The organism is Flavobacterium sp. A45, assembly GCF_002001005.1.
GTDB lineage: Bacteria > Bacteroidota > Bacteroidia > Flavobacteriales > Flavobacteriaceae > Flavobacterium.
The window spans coordinates 1-20553 of record NZ_MUNX01000105.1 but is presented as its reverse complement, the minus strand read 5'-3'; the positions used below and the strand labels follow the sequence as shown (position 1 = coordinate 20553).

Here is a 20553-nt window from a genome sequence, read left to right as displayed (position 1 = left end):
AAATAACTTATGAGAGCATTTTTTTATTTTAAATTGGCAACCAAAGCTTTTACTTCTTTGCCATCGGCAGTTTCGGTTCCGTCAGTGATTGCTGATGAATGATAGAATGTTGTATGCATTTTTTCTTTGAGCATGGCTATATTTGATGAGCGAACACCTCCGCCAGGCATGATGATGATACGGTTTCCTGCTTTTTTTGCCAATTGTTCCAAAACTGAAATTCCCTCAACCACATTTGGTTCTTGTCCCGAAGTCAAAATGGTTTTGAATCCACAATCAATAACTGTTTCCAATGAACTGTAAACATCAGTAACTACGTCAAAAGCACGGTGGAAAGTACACGGCAACGGTCTGGCCAAAAAGACTAACTCTTTGTTTCGTTCAACGTTAATGCTGTTGTCTTTATTCAAAATACCAAACACAAATCCGTCAACTTTTAACTTTTTGTATTCTTTTATTTCTTGTTTCATTTGTTCGAATTCCGCATCACTATAAACGAAGTTTCCCCCACGTGGGCGAATCATCACGTTCATGTCAATTGTTAATTCTTCTCGGGTTGCGATTACTGCTTCTGGTGAAGGCGTAGTTCCTCCCTCGATCATTTCATCACAAAGTTCTACGCGATTTGCTCCATTTTTTTGAGCTATTACTGCCGATTCTGGATTGAAACAGGCAATTTCCAAATTGTATTTTTTCATTATACTGAGTTAATGCTATTGGCAATTTATTTTTTATGATTTTAGATAAAAATCGGGATCAATCAATCGGTTTCCGGTATCATCATAAACAGCATAGTTGAAACCACTTTGAACACAATAGGAACCGTAATCCCCTTTTTTGTTCAAAGCAATAAAACCTACTTGTATGTCTTTTAAATTCTTATTTCTGTTTTTCATTAGTTTTACAACTCTCATAACCGCCTCTTCACAAGCTTTTTGGGGAGATCTTCCCTGACGCATCAATTCGACAACCAAGTGACACCCCGAAATTCGAATCACTTCTTCACCATGACCAGTTGCAGTTGCGGCACCAATTTCGTTGTCAACATACAATCCTGCACCGATAATAGGGGAGTCTCCTAAACGGCCATGCATTTTGAATGCCATTCCACTTGTGGTACAGGCTCCCGAGAGATTACCAGCGGCATCTAAGGCAATCATCCCGATAGTATCGTGATTTTCGATATTGGCGATTGGTTTGTATTCCGAAGTTTTCAACCATTCTTTCCATTCTCTTTCGGAATCAGGAACCAATAAATTTTCTTTTGGAAAACCTTGTGATAAGGCAAATTGAAGTGCTCCATCTCCCACCAACATAACGTGTGGTGTTTTTTCCATCACGGCGCGAGCCACGGATATTGGATGTTTGATGAATTCTAAACATCCCACGGATCCAATATTTGACATTTCATCCATGATACAGGCATCCAGCGTCACGCGTCCATCTCTGTCGGGACGTCCACCGTAGCCCACACTTCTTTCTTTCGGATCGGCTTCGGGTACTTTTACACCAGCCTCGACAGCGTCTAAGGCACGTCCTCCTTTTTTCAAAACTTCCCAAGCAGCCTCATTGGCTTCAAGACCAAAACGCCAGGTAGAAAGTACGATTGGCTTTCTTACTTTAGAAGTATCCAAAACTGTTTCTATACCTTCTTCGGATGTGCCTCTGAAGGAACTTAATGCAACAGCAGCCGATGCTATGGCTGTTGTTTTTAGAAAATTTCTACGATTTGTCATATCTTTTTATTTTAAATCGGATTACTGATAATCAGAATGTTATTATGCTTCAACTTCGTAAAGTAAAGTAGCTACTCCCAATAATGCGGAAGTTTCGTTGTCTGTAGAGATTTGTACTTCTACTTTAATTCCTTCTTTTTGTGCTTTTTCTCTGAAAGTATTCAGAAAAAAATCTCCTGCATTTGCTAGTTTACCGCCAATGACGAGTAAATCGGCATTAAAGTTTTTTAATTTTGGAAGTACAATCTCGGCAAGATCTTCACCAAAGTTATTAAAGATTTTAATTGCTTTTTCATCTCCTTTGTTGGCTAAATAATACAATTCAAGACCTTCATTTAGTAGATTACCACTTATATCAAGATAATTGGAAAGCAATCCTCTTAAAGATACCGAGTCTTCTGCTATGCCATTTTTGAAAGGCAGATTCCATATTTCACCATTTTCAGGAACAGTATTTCCAGAGTTTATTACTTTTCCGTTTTCGATAAAACAAGAACCTAGGCCAGTTCCCAAAGTAATTGCCATTACATTTTTAGTAAGATTTTCGGGGTTTTTGTAAACTTCCCCTTTACCAAAACTGATGGCATCATTTTCTGCAACAATTGGAAAATCTGAATCAAAAGCAAAACGCTCTCTTAAAAGATCTTTTATGTTGAGTCCATAGAAATTATCGTATTTATTTTGGTCTTTAATCCAAAAAGTTCCTTTTTCGTAATCAAATGGCCCAGGGATGGCTAATGCAATACCGGATAATTTTTCCACCTGCATATTTTTGCATAATGTACGAATGGCATTTTCCCAATAATCCATTACCATTTTAACTGGTAAATTAGAATCGAATGAAACTTTAGAAACAGATCCATCAATAATTTTCATCTCATTTATATCAATAATTGCGGCAGTAATGTGTGAACCGCCTACATCCATTCCTATTGCAAATCTTTTTCCCATTTTTATATTGTTGTTCTTTTATTATTTTTTCTTCACGATTTTTTGCTAAAAGTAGGTAAATTTATTGAAATACTAAATCGTATTAGTAAATTGAATATCAGTTACCCATTAATTTGCATAAAACCAATATCTTTTCTTTTTTATACTTGGTTTTAGTCAGTGTTTTTTATTCTAATGTGATTTTTAAAATATATTAATTAGCTATGTGCACTGATGTAATTGAGTGGTTTGTTAAGCTATTTATTCTTTGAAAAATCAATTTAATTACTATCTGTTTTTATTATTCGACGACATACCAAGTATAACTTTCTGCTTCGATTGTAAAAGTTAAATCTACTTCATAATTACGGTTGACTTTGTAACTTTTGGCAACACCTTCTTTCTCGCGAATCAGGGCTTTATCAGTCAGACCCGAATAGTATAAAGGTACTTTGATTGTTTTGGTCATTTTTTCTTTGGTCGGATTGTACAACATGATAAAAGCTTTTTGTTTCAATGTTGGATTCACATGTACAAACCCGTCCCAATCCCTGCCATCGGCACGACGCAATTGAATCATATCGGAATTTAAAATTTCACGATATTTTTTGTACCAATTGATAGTCGTTTTGACCAATTCTTTCGTTACATCGGTATCATATAATCGTGGTCCTCGATAACACGCCTGAACTCCAGCCCCGTAATATTGCATCATCAATTGTTCGTAATCTTTTAAGTGTTCGCTCAACGGTTCCAGAACAGCCGAAGCGTCACCACCCTGATAAGCTGTCAAAGGGACAAACCCCCAAGACATGGAAGCCGATTTTTCAATCGTTCCGTCGTGGATATTCTGACGGTTCAAAATGCGTTGTTGTTCTCTCGATCTGGAGAAGTTCGTTTCCCTATATCCCAAAGCAATTTTGTGTGTTCCGTCAAGGAAATACCAGTCGGGAGCGTTGATATAAACGCCTTTTTCATTCAACCAACGATACAACTCTTTTTGGATTTCCATTTGTCGCCATTGGGAATCATCCAAATCTTTGTGTCCAGGATGTGTTGTTGAAGCACAAACATCACCAGGATAAGGACCATCATTTTCCCAAATATCAAAACCGGTTAGAGTGAAAAATTTCTTGATACGGTCTCTGTATGACAATCCCCATTTACTTCCAAAACAAGGAGCATTTCCAAAAAAAGCACCTCCCGGTTTGCCTGTTTTTGGATCGACTACATCATCTTCATCACTGATTCGACGACTGCTGAACAATGAATATCCACCGATTTTTACACCTTTGGCATGAGCATAATCTGCCAATACTTTCCATTTTTGGTGATTTTCTGGTGTATCCAATTCCATGTTTAAATGGCTTCCGAAACTCAAAATCAACGCCTCATAACCTGTAGCGGCGCATTGGTCAATCGCTGTGCGGACTTGCTCGTCATTTTTGCTTACCAAATGCATGAAAATGGGATTCTCGGTTGTCCAAGGTGCAATCGTGCTGTACATTCTCTTAATCATCAATCCGCGACGTTGACGGTCGTAGGTATCAATCAGCAACTCATTAGAGCGAACCGAATTGTAAACTTCGTTTGGTTTCAATTCAATTCCCGGTGCTTTATCAGGATATACTTCAAGCAGACAAGGCGTTTTGTAGTTATAATGCACTTGCGACGTGTAAACGGAATCCATTTTCCAATGGGTCGTTTGGTCACTCAATTCATAGCTCATCGAATTGTTGAAAGCATAGTTGGTTTCGATATAGAATCCGTGTTGGCTTCTCATCTTTTCGGGATTACCTTCCACGGCGCTTTGTTCTTCGACCATTGCGATGGTTTCGCTTATTACTTTATTAAGTTTAAAAACTTTCTTAGTAGCATTTTCGATTGAAATTGATTTCGTAATCAATGGCAATCCATCATACAATTCGTAATTTACTTTTACTTTTAAACCTTTCATTTCCGGTAGGGAAGAGGCATATTCAAAAACCAGCAATTTTCCGGTGGCTTGTTTTTTGTTCATCGCCCAATTGGTCGATTTCCAATTGATATATGGTTTTATTTCCGAAATCGTATAGTTCACGAAAGTGAAATCTTCTTTCCCGACTTCCATTTTATCAACCCATTCCGGCAATAAATAGGCATTTTCTTTTTGGCCTCTCAATCCTCCGATGGCATATTCTTTTCCGTCAAGTGTAATTTTTGCTTCCGGTTTTACGGCTCTGATTAATTGTTGATCATTAGTCAGATTGGTGAAATCGGTACAGGCAACATTAAGCGAAATTCGAAAAGATCTTCGCACCAGTCCATTATTCAGGATAATATTTTTTCCTTCGGTGTAAACTTTGGCTTTTTGAGTAATTGGCGTAACCAGCCAATCAATATTAGTTAACTGATGGGATGAATTTTGTTTGCGCTCTGTTTTATTTTGCGCTTGCGCAAGTCCTAGATTTAAGATCGTCAGGATTGAAAACAAAAATCGATTCATTTGAAAATTTATTTTTGAAATTAAAAAAAAACTATTATTTCAATACTTCTGTAATTTCTTTAGCTATAGGATGCTCTCCCTTATAAGTATATCCCATCAGTTTAGCCATTGTCTGAGCAAATTGTTGTTGATATAGCTGACCTTCCATTTTTACTTCGCCTTTTTCACTAATTCCAGGTCCCATAGCGGCAAACCATATTTCGGATGCGTCCTGAATAGAACTGCCGTGACTAGTCCATTCCTGTTTTATCTTATCACCGCGACCATGATCTGTTGTAATGAACAAAGCTGTTTTATTTTTATATTTTGGATCATTTTGTACAAAGTCCCAAATTTGTTTTACCCATGCATCAACCTGATGAGCCGCATCCAAATAAGAACGATATTGGCCCGCATGTGCCCATTCGTCTGTTTCTCCAAAAGCGACATACAATACTTTTGGCTTATTTGCTTTTAATTCCTCCATGGCCTCGTACTGCGTAAACACATCAAAACACTCATCGGAATGCCAAGGTTTATACGAATCCTTAAGCATGTTATTAATAAGTTTTTGCTGTTCCGTTGGGGTATTTCCTCCTACATTGTCAAATGCAGAAGCCACTGGTATTCCGCTTCTCTTTTCATTCAAAATTCTGTCAAACGCTTCCCATGCCCCAAAAGCCGACACTCTTCCTTTTAGTTTTGGTTGTTGGTTTAAAAACTCCAGTAAGGTAACATGAGGATTTGGTTGATAATCATTTGAATTTATGGCAGGATCTGCATAGCCAGTCATTATTTCGCTATAACCCGGATAGCTGAACCAATACGGATTAGCATTATTTACTTTATTTCCATAATTTCTATTGCCATATAATTGTCCTTTTGAAGCAGCAACTGACCACATAAAAGGCATCAATTTTTCTCTGCGTTCTTTAACATCAGCACTCCAGTATTTATTAAAAATATAGGTACTGTCCCCTTGATTAAATCTTTTGTCTTTGGCAATTGCTTGATCCATTCCTTCAAATAGTTCATGCCATCTTAGTCCATCTGTCGTTATGATGATGATGTTTTCTGCTCGTTGTGCATGAGATAGAACACCTGTAAAAATCAACAATAGGAATACCGATTTTTTCATACTTAGTTATTTAAATATTTTTATCTGCCAATATATTAGGATGATTTTTACTCGTATTGACAATCAATTCACCAAACAGAGTATTTGCCCAAGCAAACCATTTGCGGGTAAACTGTTTTGCATCGTCTTTATGGAACGATTCATGCATAAATCCGGTATCGGCATGAGTTTTCTTCAAGATGCTGATACAATTTCGAATCTCGTTTTCATCCACACTGGTGATGGCTCTCAAAATAATACTCATTGGCCAAATCGTGTCGGCTCCCGTGTGTGGCCCACCAATTCCCTCGGCTGCTTTTCCTTTGTAAAAAAATGGATTATTCTCAGAAAGAACCACTTTTCGGGTATTTAAATACAAAGGACTGTCTGGTTTTACTGCTCCTAAATAAGGTAAGGACAATAGCGAAGGTACATTGGCGTCATCCATAAAATGGAAACTGCCATAACCGTTTACTTCAAATGCAATAATTTCGCCAAATTTAGGGTGGGTAATGATTCCGTTTTCTTTCAGTCCTTTTTGGACTTGCGCTCTCAATTCGGTTGCTTTTTTTACGATTTCATCATCTTTCAAAGCCGGAGTTGAACACATTTCGATCATGTAACCCAATATTTCGATAGCAAACATATTGCTCGGAATCAGATAACCAAACAAGGTGCTGTCATCACTTGGACGGAAAGTCGAGACAATTAATCCACAAGGTTTTACCGGATAACCATAACCTGATAAAGGGACACCATCAGTTGCCCAAGCGGTGGTTCTTTGGAAAGTGTAAGGTCCTTTGTCTGTCCAACGTTGTTGTTCTTTGAAAGTTTGTAAAACTAAATGCATGGCTTTTTTCCAGTTTTCATCAAACATTGAAGTATCGCCTGTTTCTTTCCAATAACCGTGCGCCAAACGAACAGGATAACATAAACTGTCGATCTCCCATTTGCGTTCGTGAATTCCGGGCTGCATTTTGGTTATATCGTTTTTCCATTCACTCACCTGATTGAAATCTTTGTAAAAAGCATTCGCATAAGGGTCTAATAAAATGCATTTTGTTTGGCGATTGATTACTCCTTTTACCAATTCTTTCAACTTTTTATCTTCTTTGATAAAAGGTATATACGGCCAAATTTGGGCAGTGGAATCACGTAACCACATGGCGTCAATATCTCCCGTAATCACATAGGTATCTGGTTTACCGTCGATGATTTCAAAATCGACTGTTGTGTCCAAAGTGTTTGGAAAACAATTTTCAAACAACCATGCCAATTCTGGATTAGCGATTTGCTTTTTGATTCGAACAATGGCATCTTCAATGGCTTTACTTGTGAATTTACGTTTTGCCAATGGCGGACGTTGACTCACGAAATCGGAAGTAAGATTGAAAAATGAATTAGTATTTGAAGCAAAAACTTCAGTGTTCAGTGCTAGCATTCCAGCTGATAAAATCCCTGTGTTTCTTATAAACTTTCTACGTGATTGCATATTTTTTTATTTTTTTGACCCAAATTGAACTAATCTCCAAAAATTGATTTTGTGAAAATTTGAAAAATTTGAGTGAGTTTATTTTTTCTCTGTTGAATACGAGTACGGATAATTCTCTTTCGAAATTCCTCGTTTTTCGTTTGGAGTGCTAATCATATTAAAATCCAATACCGCACCTTTTTGCAATTCAAAATGGTTGATATAATTTTTGTTATACACTTTTTGATTCCATTTCAGTTCTTGAACGTATTTGTTTTCGGCTGAATTTTTGTCTGCTTTAATGATGATTTGCTTTCCGTTTTCTAAAGTAATCGTTACTTTTTTGAACAAAGGCGCACCTAAAACATATTCATCCGAAGCGGGACAAACAGGGTAGAAGCCCATTGAAGAAAAAATATACCAAGCGGAAGTTTGTCCGTTATCCTCGTCACCGCAATAACCATCAGGTGTTGGTTTGTACAAACGGTTCATTACTTCTCTTGACCAATATTGTGTTTTCCAAGGTTGTCCTGCATAATTGTATAAATAAATCAGGTGTTGGATTGGTTGGTTTCCGTGTGCATATTGCCCCATATTCATAATTTGCATTTCACGGATTTCGTGAATCACACCACCATAATAGGAATCGTCAAATGTTGGAGGTAACGAAAATACTTCGTCTAATTTTGCTGTAAAAGCTTTTTCGCCTCCCATCAAATCCACCAATCCCTGAATGTCGTGAAAAACGCTCCAGCTGTAATGCCAGCTGTTTCCTTCGGTAAAGGCATCACCCCATTTGAATGGATTGAAATCTTTGACAAAACTGCCGTCTTTGTTTCGACCGCTCATTAAATTGAATTTTGGATTGAACAAGTTTTTATAGTTCATCATTCGTTTCTCGTACAAAGCAATTTCAGTTTCCGGACGATTTAAGGCTTTCGCTAATTTCCAAATTGCAAAATCATCGTAGGCATATTCCAAAGTACGTGCGGCATTCTCGTTGATTTTTACATCATAGGGAACATAACCCAGCGTGTTGTAGTATTCCACACCTTTACGTCCCGTGGCATTCGGACCTTCGTTGTTTGCACCGTGTTGCAATGCCTCGTATAAAGTGTTGATGTCATAGCCTCTCAAACCTTTTAAATAGGCTTCTGATACTACCGAAGCCGAGTTGTTGCCCACCATGCAATCTCTTAAGCCAGGACTTGACCATTCAGGTAAAAAGCCGCCTTCTTTGTAATCGTTAATCAAAGCTTCCTGCATTTCTTTGTTGATGGATGGATAAACCAAATTCAACAGAGGATATAATGCTCGGAAAGTGTCCCAGAATCCTGTTCCACCATACATATAACCGTCCAAAACTTTTCCGTTGTAGGGACTGTAATGCACAATTTTACCTTTGGAATCCACTTCATACAATTTTTGTGGAAAACAAACGGTTCGGTACAAACAAGAATAAAAAGTGTTAATCTGCTCTTCGCTTCCGCCTTCTGCTTTGACTTTTCCTAGAGTGGTATTCCAAACCGCTTTTGATTCGGCCACCACTTTTTCGAATGGGGCATTTTTCAATTCAGCTTTCAAATTTTGCTCAGCCTGTTCAAAGCTTATAAATGACGAAGCCACTCGAACATTGACTTTCTCTCCTTTATTGGTTTTAAAACCTACGACAGCGCCCGAATGATCTGCTTTCATTTCGAGTTGGTCTTTTACTAATCCATTTCCGTTCCAAGTATATTTGGTTTCAAAAGGTTTGTCGAAAATTAAAACAAAATAATTTTTGAAATTATCGGGAACGCCACTGCTGTTTCTGGTCGTGTAACCAATGATTTTGTTTTCGGAAGGAATGATTTTGATGTACGAACCTTTGTCGAAAGCATCAATGACAACAGAAGATTGTTCGTTTTTTGGAAAAGTAAATTGAAAATGGGCAGCTCTTTCAGTCGCAGTCAATTCGGCATTAATATCAAAATCGGCAAGGTAAACGCTGTAATAATGCGGTTTTGCAATTTCCGATTTATGACTGAACCAACTCGCTCTTTCATCTTCTTTGTAAGCTAATTTTCCCGTAACCGGCATAATCGAAAATTGCCCGTAATCGTTAATCCAAGGTGAAGGTTGGTGGGTTTGTTTGAATCCGCGTATTTTTTCGGCGGTGTACGTGTACATCCATCCGTCTCCCATTTTGCCTGTTTGTGGTGACCAAAAATTCATTCCCCAAGGACGCGCAATTGCAGGATACGTATTTCCGTTTGACAAACTGTGAACGGATTGTGTCCCCATCAAAGTATTGACAAAATCCACTGGGTTTTCGATTTTGCTTTGGGCATTTGAAATAATGCTCAAAAAGAGAAGTGCCAAAAACAAGAAGTTATTATTTTTCATTATATATTTTTTAAAATCTGATATTGACTCTTTAAAATGAAACATTAGCAAACACCGGTGCATGATCCGAAAGGAAAAGGTCGTTTAAAGTTTCAGCAAAAACTGCATATTTTTGAACTCTAATTCCTTTTGTTACCAAAATATAATCAATAAGAGGTCGGTCTTTAAAAGGTACTTTTCCGAAATCGTGATAGGACCAGTCTGGACCATACACGATTGAAGAAAGTTTTTTAGAATCCAATAGGCTTAACGATTTGTCAGCTGTTAGCAATGCTTGCATAACCGATGAATCGGGTTTTGCATTCAAATCTCCCATCATGATTTGAGGCATTCCTTCACTTAATTGAACCATTTTGGTTTTAATCAAATTCACGCTTTCTCTTCTTGCCACTTCGCCTATGTGATCAAAATGGGTATTTAGAACAAATAGTTTTTTTCCTGTAGTTTTGTCTTTCAATTGCACCCAAGTTGCTATGCGTTCGCAAGCTGCATCCCATCCTTTTGAAGGTATATCGGGTGTTTGACTTAGCCAAAAATAGCCCGATTTGATAAGCGTAAATTTATTTTTATTGTATAAAATTGGACTATATTCCCCTTTTTCCTTTCCGTCTTCTCTACCTACGCCAATGGCTCCATATTCAGTAAGATTTACTGTAAAATCCTTCAGTTGATGAGCCAGAACTTCTTGCATACCTAGAATGTCAACTTCGTTGAAACGAACCATTTTTTGAGCATTTTCTTTTCGAAACTGCCAGCTGTTCGAACCATCTCCCGGATTGTCATAACGAATATTAAAGGTCATAATGTTCAAATTCGATTGCGCTTTGGTTTGCGCAATTGTATTTGTAATGGTAAAAAATACCCCTAAAGCAAATATTATTTTTTTCATGTTTCTTTTCTGAAATGGTTGTGTTTTTCGAAACTTACTGTGGTCTGTCTGCTTTTGCAGTTCCAAAAGTCAATGATGGCTCACTTCCCATGTACAATTTCAATTCACCACCTTTTACAATCATATCATGTGTGATATACGATTTTGTATAAGGTTTTCCGTTGTATTCCACTTTTTGGATGTACATATTCGTTTTACTGTTATTTACAGCAGTCATTTTGAATGATATATTTTCTTTGTAATGAACAATCGCCTCGTCAACTGCTGGACTTCCAAAAACGTAAGCTCCGTTTGCAGGATTTACGGCATAGAATCCCATAGATGACAGCACATACCAAGCCGACATTTGTCCAACATCTTCGTTTCCGCAAATTCCGTCAATTTTTGTTGTATAAAATTGGTCAAAAACCTGACGAACTATTTTGGCAGTTTTCCAAGGCTGTCCGACATAAGCATACAAATACGGAATATGGTGACTCGGCTCATTTCCTTGTGCATATTGTCCAATCAAACCACTGATGTCCGGCGAAGCTTCTTCACCGGCTACTTTATCGGTTAATGTAAATAATTGATCAAACTTCTCAAGGAATTTTTGATCTCCGCCAAATAAGTCAATCAAACCATACGGATCGTGAGGAACTAACCAAGTGTATTGCCATGCATTTCCTTCTACATAATCATCTTTTCGGTGAGCAGATGACAAAGGATTGAAAGGCTCTCTCCATTGACCATTAGCCAATTTTCCGCGCATGAAACCTGTGTTTTTATCAAAATATAGTTTGTATAAATCCGCTCTTTTAGTAAAATAAGCGTAGTCGTCCATTTTGTTCAAATCTTTCGCCATACGAGCAATACACCAATCATCAATTGCATATTCTAATGCATTGGCAACGGTTTCGAATTGACTGTCAGCAGGAATGTATTGCAGTTTTTGAACATAATCCATTCCGGCACGGGTTTGCATGGCTGTTTTTTTGATGGCTTCATATGCCAAATTCACATCGTAATTTCGATACCCTTTAAAATAAGCATCTACAATTACAGGAATCGAGTGATTTGCGTTCATACAATCGGTTTCATTTCCCATCAAATGCCAAACCGGTAATCTTCCCTGTTGTTGGTATATGGCTAAAAACGTTTTTACAATATCGTTTATTTTGTCCTCTTGAGTAATGGTGTAAAGCGGATGCAGTGCACGATAGGTATCCCATAACGAGAATGTGGTGTAGTTCACAAAACCTGCATTTTTATATACCTTTTTGTCTGTTCCTCTGTAATCGCCATTTGCATCATTAAAAATTGACGGTGCAAACATCGTGTGATACAATGAGGTATAGAAAATTGTTTTTGTGTCTGCTTCGGCTTTGATGTCGATTTTTGCTAAAGCTTTATTCCATTTTGCATCAGCGTTTTGAACTACTTTTGCAAAATCCCATTGTGGAATTTCGGCTTTAATATTGGCTAAGGCATTTTCAACACTCACAGGTGAAATACCCACTTTGACCATAATCACATTTCCTTTTTTGTTTTTGAAATCCAAAATGGCTTTCATTTTTCGCCCTTCGCCTTGTAATCCTTTTTTAACAGCAATACTGTCATACATGGATATAGCTGAAATCTCTTCCGAAAATTCCATAGCAAAAAACAAGCGTTGGTCATCGGCCCAGCCTTTTGAATGGCGATATCCAACAATGGTTTTGCTTCCTGTTTTTTGAATCATGGTTTGTTTTGGACTGTCCCAACCCACACCGTCTGTAAGATCTAACAAAATGTGTGCTTCCTCTTTTGAGTTGAAAGTGTATTTATGGAAACCAACTCTTTCCGAAGTAGTCAATTCGGCTTTTACATTGTATTTATCCAAAATAACGCTATAATATCCCGGTTTCACTACTTCATTTTGATGCGAAAAAGTAGAACCATAACCGTTTGGATCTTTTTTCTCTGCTTTAACCAAAGGAACTTTTCCCGTTGCTGGCAATAATAAAATATCGTTTAAATCACCAATTCCAGTTCCGCTCAAATGGGTGTGTGTGAATCCGAGAATGGTATCACTGGAATAATTGTATGCACTGCACCAATCCCAACCTTCAAAAATGGTAGAAGGTCCCAATTGAACTGCCCCGAATGGAACATTTGCTCCTACAAAAATATGGCCATGACCACCAGAACCAATGTATGGATTTACAAATTGGGTGTAATTGGCATTTGTAGATTTTTTTGCTTTGCCCTGAGAAAAAATAGGCATTGCAAAAAACAAACTTGCCATTGCCAGAATTGTGCCTTTTAATTTGTTTGGTTGCATCTTTATTTGCTTTTAAATTTATTTTTTAACTTACTATTATTTACTTCTACTCAAAACATCAAACAGCGAAGTAATTGTAATTTCTGGTTTTGATATAGGAGTTTGAATCGTAATATTTTTTTCTTCGCCCGCTTTCAAGTCGAAATAATTATCACTCAATCTGCCCGTGTAACCTTTAATGTCTATCCACACATATTTTGCAGCTTTAACCGCTTTTAATGTGATAGTATTGCCTTCTATTTTGAAAGTGATTTGTGGATTTTCCAATTTTAAATCAATCGGGCGCACTTTATCGATAGTTGGTTTTACATCATCTCTGTAGGCTTCTTTCACAGCATACCAAGCGGCTTTAGGCTGGCGGTTGTAATAATCGGTGATACTCCAACTAGCTACTGGCCAGCAATCGTTCAGCTGCCACAACAAGGTTCCCATATTGTAAGGTTCCTTCGAGCGCTGAATTCCGATGATATTTTTAAAAGAATAATGCTGTAAACATTGTGTTAAATAGGTGTAATCCTTTACAGACCAAGTTTTTACATTGGTCGTATCTTTGAAATAACGATGAATGTATGAATTTAGTTTAGTAAATCCTTTACCAGCTTTTTGATGCGCTTTTAATACATCAGAATACAAATGTCTGTCTTCTTCAATTGTGATTTTTTCAATTGTGGAATAATTTGGCATTGCCTGCATTCCGTATTCGCTTACAAAACGACCGGTTTTTTTATGAGCTACCTCAATGTCTTCAATTCCCCACCATATTCCCCAATAGTGACTATCTCCCTGAGTAATGCTTTCTTTTTTTCCCCAGCCAAAAAGAGGGGAGCTGCTTACATAAGGACGATGCGGGTCGACTTCTTTTACCCATTTTGGAATACTGTCTTGAAATAATCGTTTGTAATCACCCCATAATTTGATAGAATCTTTTTTGTTCATTTTGAATTGCTTTTGCCAACCCCAATTTTTGAAAGCTTCGTCAATCTCGTTATTTCCACACCAAACCACAATTGAGGGATGGTGACGTAAACGTTTTACTTGATATTTCACTTCTTCTCTTACATTATCAAAAAAGTCTTTGTCACCGGGAACCATCGTCCCAGCAAACATGAAATCCTGCCAAACGTAAATCCCGTTTTTGTCACATAAATCATAGAAATAATCGCTTTCGTAAATTCCGCCACCCCAAATGCGAAGCATGTTCATATTTGCGTCTTTGGCCGTAGCAATTACTTTGTCGTATTCTGCGTTTGTCATTCTTGACAAAAATGCATCCGATGGAATATAATTTGCTCCTTTCATGTACACGGCTTTATCGTCTATTTTGAAATAAAACGAAGTACCAGCGGTGTCTTTTTCCTGTACCAATTCGTATTTGTGAGGTACTTTGTATTCTTCTTCAGTTTCCTTTTCATCGTATGCTTCCAAACGAACGGCTTTCCAAATTCCACAAGTGGTGAATTTTGGCCCCCAATCCCAGCCAAAATGATATTGGGCTTTACGAACATAGCATCTTGGATTGTCTGGAATAACATAAGGCAGATCTTTTTTTGCTAACGAATCAACCACATTTTGAGCCGATTTAAATACGATTCTCAATTCGTTATTCTCCGCTTTCAAATTTTGTTTTACATCTGCAGACCATTGACGGAACATATTATTGGCATTCAAAATTTCTATTCCGTTGATGTAAACGGTTGCGTAAGTGTCCAGTCCGTCAAAAACCAGTAAATTGTTTTTCTTTTTCAAAAATTCGGGGGCCACATTAAAAGTGGTTTTGTATTCCCAATCTTTTTTCTCGATCCAGACTAATTTTTTCTCGTTATCGCGATAGAACGGATCCGGAATCATTTTGTTTTTCAATAAATCGGTATGCACTTCGCCTGGAACTGTTGCAGGACGCCAATCATTTTTGGTCACTTCGCTGAATTGCCAACCTTTGTTAATTTCCATCGAAATTTTTTCCTGGTTGCTGGAGCAGCTTGTTCCCAAAAAGTACGTTGCCACCAAAAGGAGCAACATACTTAAATTGTTTTTTTTGATTCTATTCATCATTTGTTTTTTTTATTTAAACAGGAATTTTTAATTGAATGTTTTTTATTTTGTTTCTCCTTTTTCGGGTTGCAAATCTTCCAAAATTGGTGTTTCGATAGATTTTAAAGCCGTTTGGAGTTTGTCATTTTTTTGTTCGAAAATCACTATTTCATTTATGCCTTCTTTCAACCAACAACCAGGTAAATACAGAGTTTGTTGTGGGCCAACGCTCCAATAGCGCCCAATATTGATTCCGTTGATGAATACAATTCCTTTGCCCCAATCTCGCATATCAAGAAAAGTGTCCCCTTTTTTGGTCAATTGAAAAGTACCTTGGTAAAGTGCAGGTTGACCCACTTTTGCATTGTTTTTGGCATCAGCCAGATTCGGCATTTTGTCCATTGGTAGTGAATACATATTCCAGTCGCCGGTGATTGTCGCACCGTTAATAATGACAGGTGAAATGATACCTTTGGTACTGTTGATGATGTTTGCGCCGTAGTTGATGCGTCCCATATTCTCAACGATAATGTCCAAAGTTGCATTGAAAGGAACGTCAATTGTGCATTCGTAATTTTTGTAATAGCTATTCAATTCGGCCACTTTTTGACCATTAATATATACAATTGCGTAGTCGCGAAGTCCTTTTAATTCTAATTTTCCGCTAATAGGTTGTTTGAACTTTTTGCTGTACCAAACATAACCGTGACCTTGATTTAATTCCTCAAAAGTCAACGGATTTTCATTGTTAACCGGTTTTGTTTTATTTTTCAATGATTCTAAAGACACGGCTTTGGTCAATTTGATTTCTGGAATCGAAATCACATCGATTTTAGCAGGAATAGCTGGAGTCTTAGGCGTTTTTAATAATTCACGAATAGCGTTGTATTTTTCATTTGCCCAGCCTGCTTCACTGATAGGAGCATCATAATCATAAGATGTCAGATCCGGTTGGATATCGTGGTTACCATCATAATTGGCACCAGACGTAAATCCGAAATTCGTTCCTCCGTGTACCATATAATAGTTGAACGAAACACCCGCATCAAGATATTTTTTGGTTTGTTTGGCAACAGTTTCGGTAGCAACTTTTGGAAAAGGTTCAGCCCAATGATCCAACCATCCAGGATAGAATTCGGCCACCATGTAAGGACCTTTTCCGCCGTTAAATTTATTTACCACTTCTTTGAGTTTGTCTACATTATCTTCACCATTTGCTGTAGGCAAAGCTCCTGGAAGTGCTCCTTCTGCAAAAAGCCAACTTCCGTCTGAAGTAAAGAAAGGCACGTTGAAACCAACGTCTTTCAGCTGTTGAAAAACTGCCGCGCTGTATTTTTTGTGCTCTTCTATCGAAATATCTTTGCGTTGGGAAACATACGAACCAAATTCGTTTTCACCCTGAACCATGATAATTGGTCCACCATTAGTAACCAATAAATTTTTAACTTGTCCGTAAAGCACAGTGAAATAGGATTTGGTTGCTGCCAAATATTGAGGGTTGTTTCCACGTATCACCATCCCGGGCACTTTTTGCAGGAACCAAGGATAACCACCAAATTCCCATTCGGCACAAACATAAGGTCCTGGGCGTAAAATTACGTACAGTCCTTCTTCCTGTGCAATTTTGATATATTCCGCTACATCTCGATTTCCAGTTTTAAAATCCCAAACGCCTGGAGCTGTTTCATGGTAATTCCAAAAAACATAAGTTGCCACAGCATTCAATCCCATCGCTTTCATCATTTGAAATCGATTGCGCCAATATTCTTTAGGAATTCGGGCATAATGCATTTCACCGCTATGAATCTGGATGTTTTTCCCATCCAAAACAAAATTACCGTCTTTGATGGCAAAAGTGTGTTTCTTTTGTCCGAATGCATTAGAAATCAGCACTAAGAAAAGAAAAAAGCTGAATACGTTTTTTTTCATTTTATGAATAGTTAGTTTTTTTATAGAAAAAATATTTTGCATTTGTAAGTTTACCGTAATCCGCCAATTTTTAACTTGCAGCGTTCTATTATTAGCGAATTAGCGGTGAAACATATTTTTTTAATTCAAAAATTCAAGTGTTTTGGTTGACCAATCGTTGTCAAAGAAACCGCTTACTTTCATTTCCGGTAAACCTTTCATAAGCAAATCGGCTTTGAAAATCATTACATCTGGGAAACCTGTAATTCCCGAAATGTAATTGTTTGCCCAAGTTGCTTTCATTCCCGCATCTGAAGTTCCCGCTACAACGCCTACCATAGCCGTTTTGCTGTCTTTTCTAGGGAATATAAAATAAGCAGCCAAATCATCTCCTTTTAGTGTTTTGTCGCTCACTTTTATTTGTTGGTTGTCAATTTGAATTGGAGAATCTTTCAATAACAATTTCCATGCGCTGTTGTTTGAAGCATTTCCGTAAATGACCACATTCCTGTCTTTGTATTTTTCCAATGAAAATTCTTTGTCCGAAATCACGTCGATACTCCCGTTACCTCTGTAATAAAAAGTTTCTGCATCAAAACGAGCCCTGTTTAAATACCATTCCCGCTCCGAGGTTGAGCCTCCAGTAGCATAAATAAAAACGACGCTATTGTTGAAAGCAAATTTAAATCCGCCTTGGCGTTCTGCGTATTTTTGGGCTGTGTTGATTTCGTTTACCAAAGACCATTTTTCGTCTTTTAAAGATACAATTGCTTTTTTATCTGATGTAGTTTTTAGTTTTTGGTCGTTGATATTTATGATGATTTCACCCTTTAAGTCCAATGAAGCCAAGTCGAGTTCAAGAATAGAAACATTTTCTGTTTTTACGGTAATTTGTTCCTTTTCAATTTTAGCATTGATATTCGAAAAATCAAACGGGCGAATTTGTTGTTGTAATTTTATCCAATAATCAGTTGAAGACACCGCAGGAGTGGCTGTGTGAAAATCAATTTCTTTGACTTCTTTATTGGTTGGAATGGTTTGGCGTTTGAAGAATTCAAAAATTGGAAACCAATCTACAGAATGATCGCCATACCAATGTTCTCCACCGGGATATTCGTAATAGCAGAAATTCGGATGGAAAGTGCCTAAAATTTGACGCATTTCTCTTACTTGTGAAATAGGTACTGTCGAATCGGCATCGCCATGAAGCATGTAAACACCCGATTGTTTCAGATTTTTCACAATACTTTTCACACGCCCTGAATTGGCTGAACGTTTAATTGTTTCAAAAGCTTTGAATTGATCGTGCATTTCATCGCCTTTATCAAATCCATAGGTTGCAATGTCAGGGTAGGAGGCACAGGGTGCAATTGCAGCAAATTTATCGGGATAGGTCGTTCCCAGAAACCATGTTCCGTGGCCACCCATAGAATGCCCAGTTAAATAGGTTTGAGCTGGAATGGTGTTGAATGTTTTTTTGGCTTCGGCCAAAACTTCCAACGCATCGATTCTTCCCCAGTCTTCCCAGTTGAAACCAAAAGGGCGACGATTTGTGGCAGCAACAATTTGTGCCCAATCTTTTTGTTTGTAGGCACGTGCCTGATTTCGTGCTTCGACGGATGCACCGTGAACCGAAAGGATTAAGGCTTTTGGTCCGCTTCCCAATGCGGGCGCCACACTATAATATTGAACGCTGTTATCGACCTTGCTTATAAATGTACGTTCATGGTGTACCGTTGCGGAACGTTGTTGAATACTAACTTCTGTTTCGTCAATCACTTTTCCGCTTTTGTCCGAAAGCGTTATTTTCATTTTTAATTCACCAGTATAATCAGTTTTTGCAGCAGGAACTTTGAATTTTACTTTTCTAACAAACAAAGGTATAATGGCATCAGTTGCATAAGTCGCTGTTTCGCCACTTGACAATTTTGCTGTAATGACAAGGTTTTTTAGGTCTTTTTCGGTGGCATTGATGATGCGTATTGAAGCCCATTTTTCGTCTTTTTCGCCATTGATAACATCTGGAAGTGTCAGGTCGCGTTTGGTAAAGAGTATACTTTTTGAAGGAATGACAATATTTGATTTTACGCGGCCAAAACGTCCTTTGGTATAAATAAATTCGTTTGCCCCTTTGCGAAGTTTAAACGGAATCAAAGTATATCCAAAATCGTAATGATCACCTTCGTGTGGCAAACCGTTGATGTAAGTGCGTGTTCCGCCTGTGGTTTCCAGAAGTGCGATTAGCTCTTTTGGTGAATTGTATTCCGTATAAAGAAAAGCCGATCTCATTTCTTTTTGGCTGAAAGCTCCAGTTGAATCATTCTTGATGGACTGCCAATCACCTTTTTGTTTGTTTGGGTTTATGAATTTACCAACTGCATATTGCCAAGCAACAGGGTCTTGTCCATTAAAAAGCGTACCGTTTTTTTTATCTGTTGGAAGAAAATATCCGTCTGTGAAATGGTGTAAAACACTTCCTTCGGCTGTTGTTATAATTTTTTCTTTCCCAAAATATTCAACCACATTTCCTGTGACTTTTGTTTGTGCGAACAAATTAGTACTCAAAACAACAAATGATAATATCAGCCTTGTCTTCATTTCTATCAATTTTAATTTTTATTCATTCTTGTTGTGTACTTATTTCTTATCGCAATTTTCATAAATCATTTTAACTAAATCGGTTTAGTATAAAGTGTCAAAAAAATGGAAACACAGTGATTTCCATTTTAACTTGAACAGCAATGATTCGCATGCAGTTGTCACAAATATAAAGAAATTAAATTCACTAAAACAATTATTTTTTGTTAATAAGAAGCATTTTTAATTTTTTTAGAGATTTAACTAATAACCTTTAGCTCTTGTCAAAGTAATCGGATTAATTTCTGTTTCATGGGCTTTCTCATATAAAATCCAGGAATTGTTGTCTTTTCCTTTTTCGAGAGTCCAACTTCTTTTCGGATCGGCCAATTTTCTTTTTAAATCATCTGGAAAAGTATTTGCGGCTCTGGCATCTTTCCAAGTTCGGATGGCTTGGAAAATTTGTTGTTTCTGAGGACAGCTTTCTACATTTTTTTGATTGATACCCAACATGTATGTGGCTCCAACACCAACTGATATGGCTTGAACGTGTTCATAATCTTCCACTTTTGAATTTTTGTCTATGCTAGAGTTTCATTCTTTTCCATCTTTTGTATGTAAAATTTTTTAGAAAATCTAAATTACATTATTAGCAGTTTAATGCTTAGCTCAATTTTATCCATATTTAACTGTTATTTGTCTTTGTTATTCTTAAAAAAGAAAAGTTGTGTACTATTATATAG

The 20553-nt window shown here is 37.4% G+C and carries 13 protein-coding genes; all 13 read right to left on the bottom strand.

Features of this window, described 5'->3' with window-relative positions:
- Positions 1-23: 23 nt before the first annotated feature.
- A complete protein-coding gene (locus B0E44_RS13550) occupies positions 24-698 on the bottom strand; it encodes a copper homeostasis protein CutC (RefSeq protein WP_077376166.1) in 675 nt (224 codons plus the stop codon).
- Positions 699-731: 33 nt separating this feature from the next.
- Positions 732-1736, bottom strand: a complete 1005-nt coding sequence (locus tag B0E44_RS13545) for an isoaspartyl peptidase/L-asparaginase (protein WP_077376163.1) — start codon at positions 1734-1736, stop codon at positions 732-734.
- Positions 1737-1778: 42 nt separating this feature from the next.
- Positions 1779-2687, bottom strand: a complete 909-nt coding sequence (locus tag B0E44_RS13540; protein WP_077376159.1) for an ROK family protein — start codon at positions 2685-2687, stop codon at positions 1779-1781.
- Between the two features lie 280 nt (positions 2688-2967).
- On the bottom strand, positions 2968-5151 hold the full coding sequence (locus B0E44_RS13535; protein ID WP_077376156.1) for an alpha-galactosidase: 2184 nt from the start codon (positions 5149-5151) through the stop codon (positions 2968-2970).
- Between the two features lie 34 nt (positions 5152-5185).
- Complete coding sequence (locus B0E44_RS13530) at positions 5186-6268, bottom strand: alkaline phosphatase family protein (RefSeq protein ID WP_077376153.1); 1083 nt, start codon at positions 6266-6268, stop codon at positions 5186-5188.
- A 10-nt stretch (positions 6269-6278) separates the two neighbouring features.
- Positions 6279-7739, bottom strand: coding sequence for a glycoside hydrolase family 125 protein (locus tag B0E44_RS13525; protein WP_077376150.1), 1461 nt, complete (start codon positions 7737-7739; stop codon positions 6279-6281).
- Positions 7740-7817: 78 nt separating this feature from the next.
- Positions 7818-10103, bottom strand: a complete 2286-nt coding sequence (locus B0E44_RS13520) for a GH92 family glycosyl hydrolase (protein ID WP_077376190.1) — start codon at positions 10101-10103, stop codon at positions 7818-7820.
- Between the two features lie 31 nt (positions 10104-10134).
- Positions 10135-10992: an endonuclease/exonuclease/phosphatase family protein gene (locus tag B0E44_RS13515; RefSeq protein ID WP_077376147.1), complete on the bottom strand. Its 858-nt coding sequence runs from the start codon at positions 10990-10992 to the stop codon at positions 10135-10137.
- 34 nt (positions 10993-11026) lie between these two features.
- Positions 11027-13294 carry a GH92 family glycosyl hydrolase gene (locus B0E44_RS13510; protein WP_254423299.1) on the bottom strand — a complete coding sequence of 756 codons (2268 nt, stop codon included), beginning with the start codon at positions 13292-13294 and terminating at the stop codon, positions 11027-11029.
- 36 nt (positions 13295-13330) lie between these two features.
- Positions 13331-15346, bottom strand: a complete 2016-nt coding sequence (locus B0E44_RS13505) for a glycoside hydrolase family 2 protein (RefSeq protein ID WP_254423298.1) — start codon at positions 15344-15346, stop codon at positions 13331-13333.
- A gap of 42 nt (positions 15347-15388) precedes the next feature.
- On the bottom strand, positions 15389-17254 hold the full coding sequence (locus B0E44_RS13500; protein ID WP_077376144.1) for a beta-galactosidase family protein: 1866 nt from the start codon (positions 17252-17254) through the stop codon (positions 15389-15391).
- 120 nt (positions 17255-17374) lie between these two features.
- Complete coding sequence (locus B0E44_RS13495; RefSeq protein ID WP_124019335.1) at positions 17375-19831, bottom strand: prolyl oligopeptidase family serine peptidase; 2457 nt, start codon at positions 19829-19831, stop codon at positions 17375-17377.
- Positions 19832-20074: 243 nt separating this feature from the next.
- Positions 20075-20377, bottom strand: coding sequence for a hypothetical protein (locus B0E44_RS13490; protein ID WP_077376141.1), 303 nt, complete (start codon positions 20375-20377; stop codon positions 20075-20077).
- Positions 20378-20553: the final 176 nt, after the last annotated feature.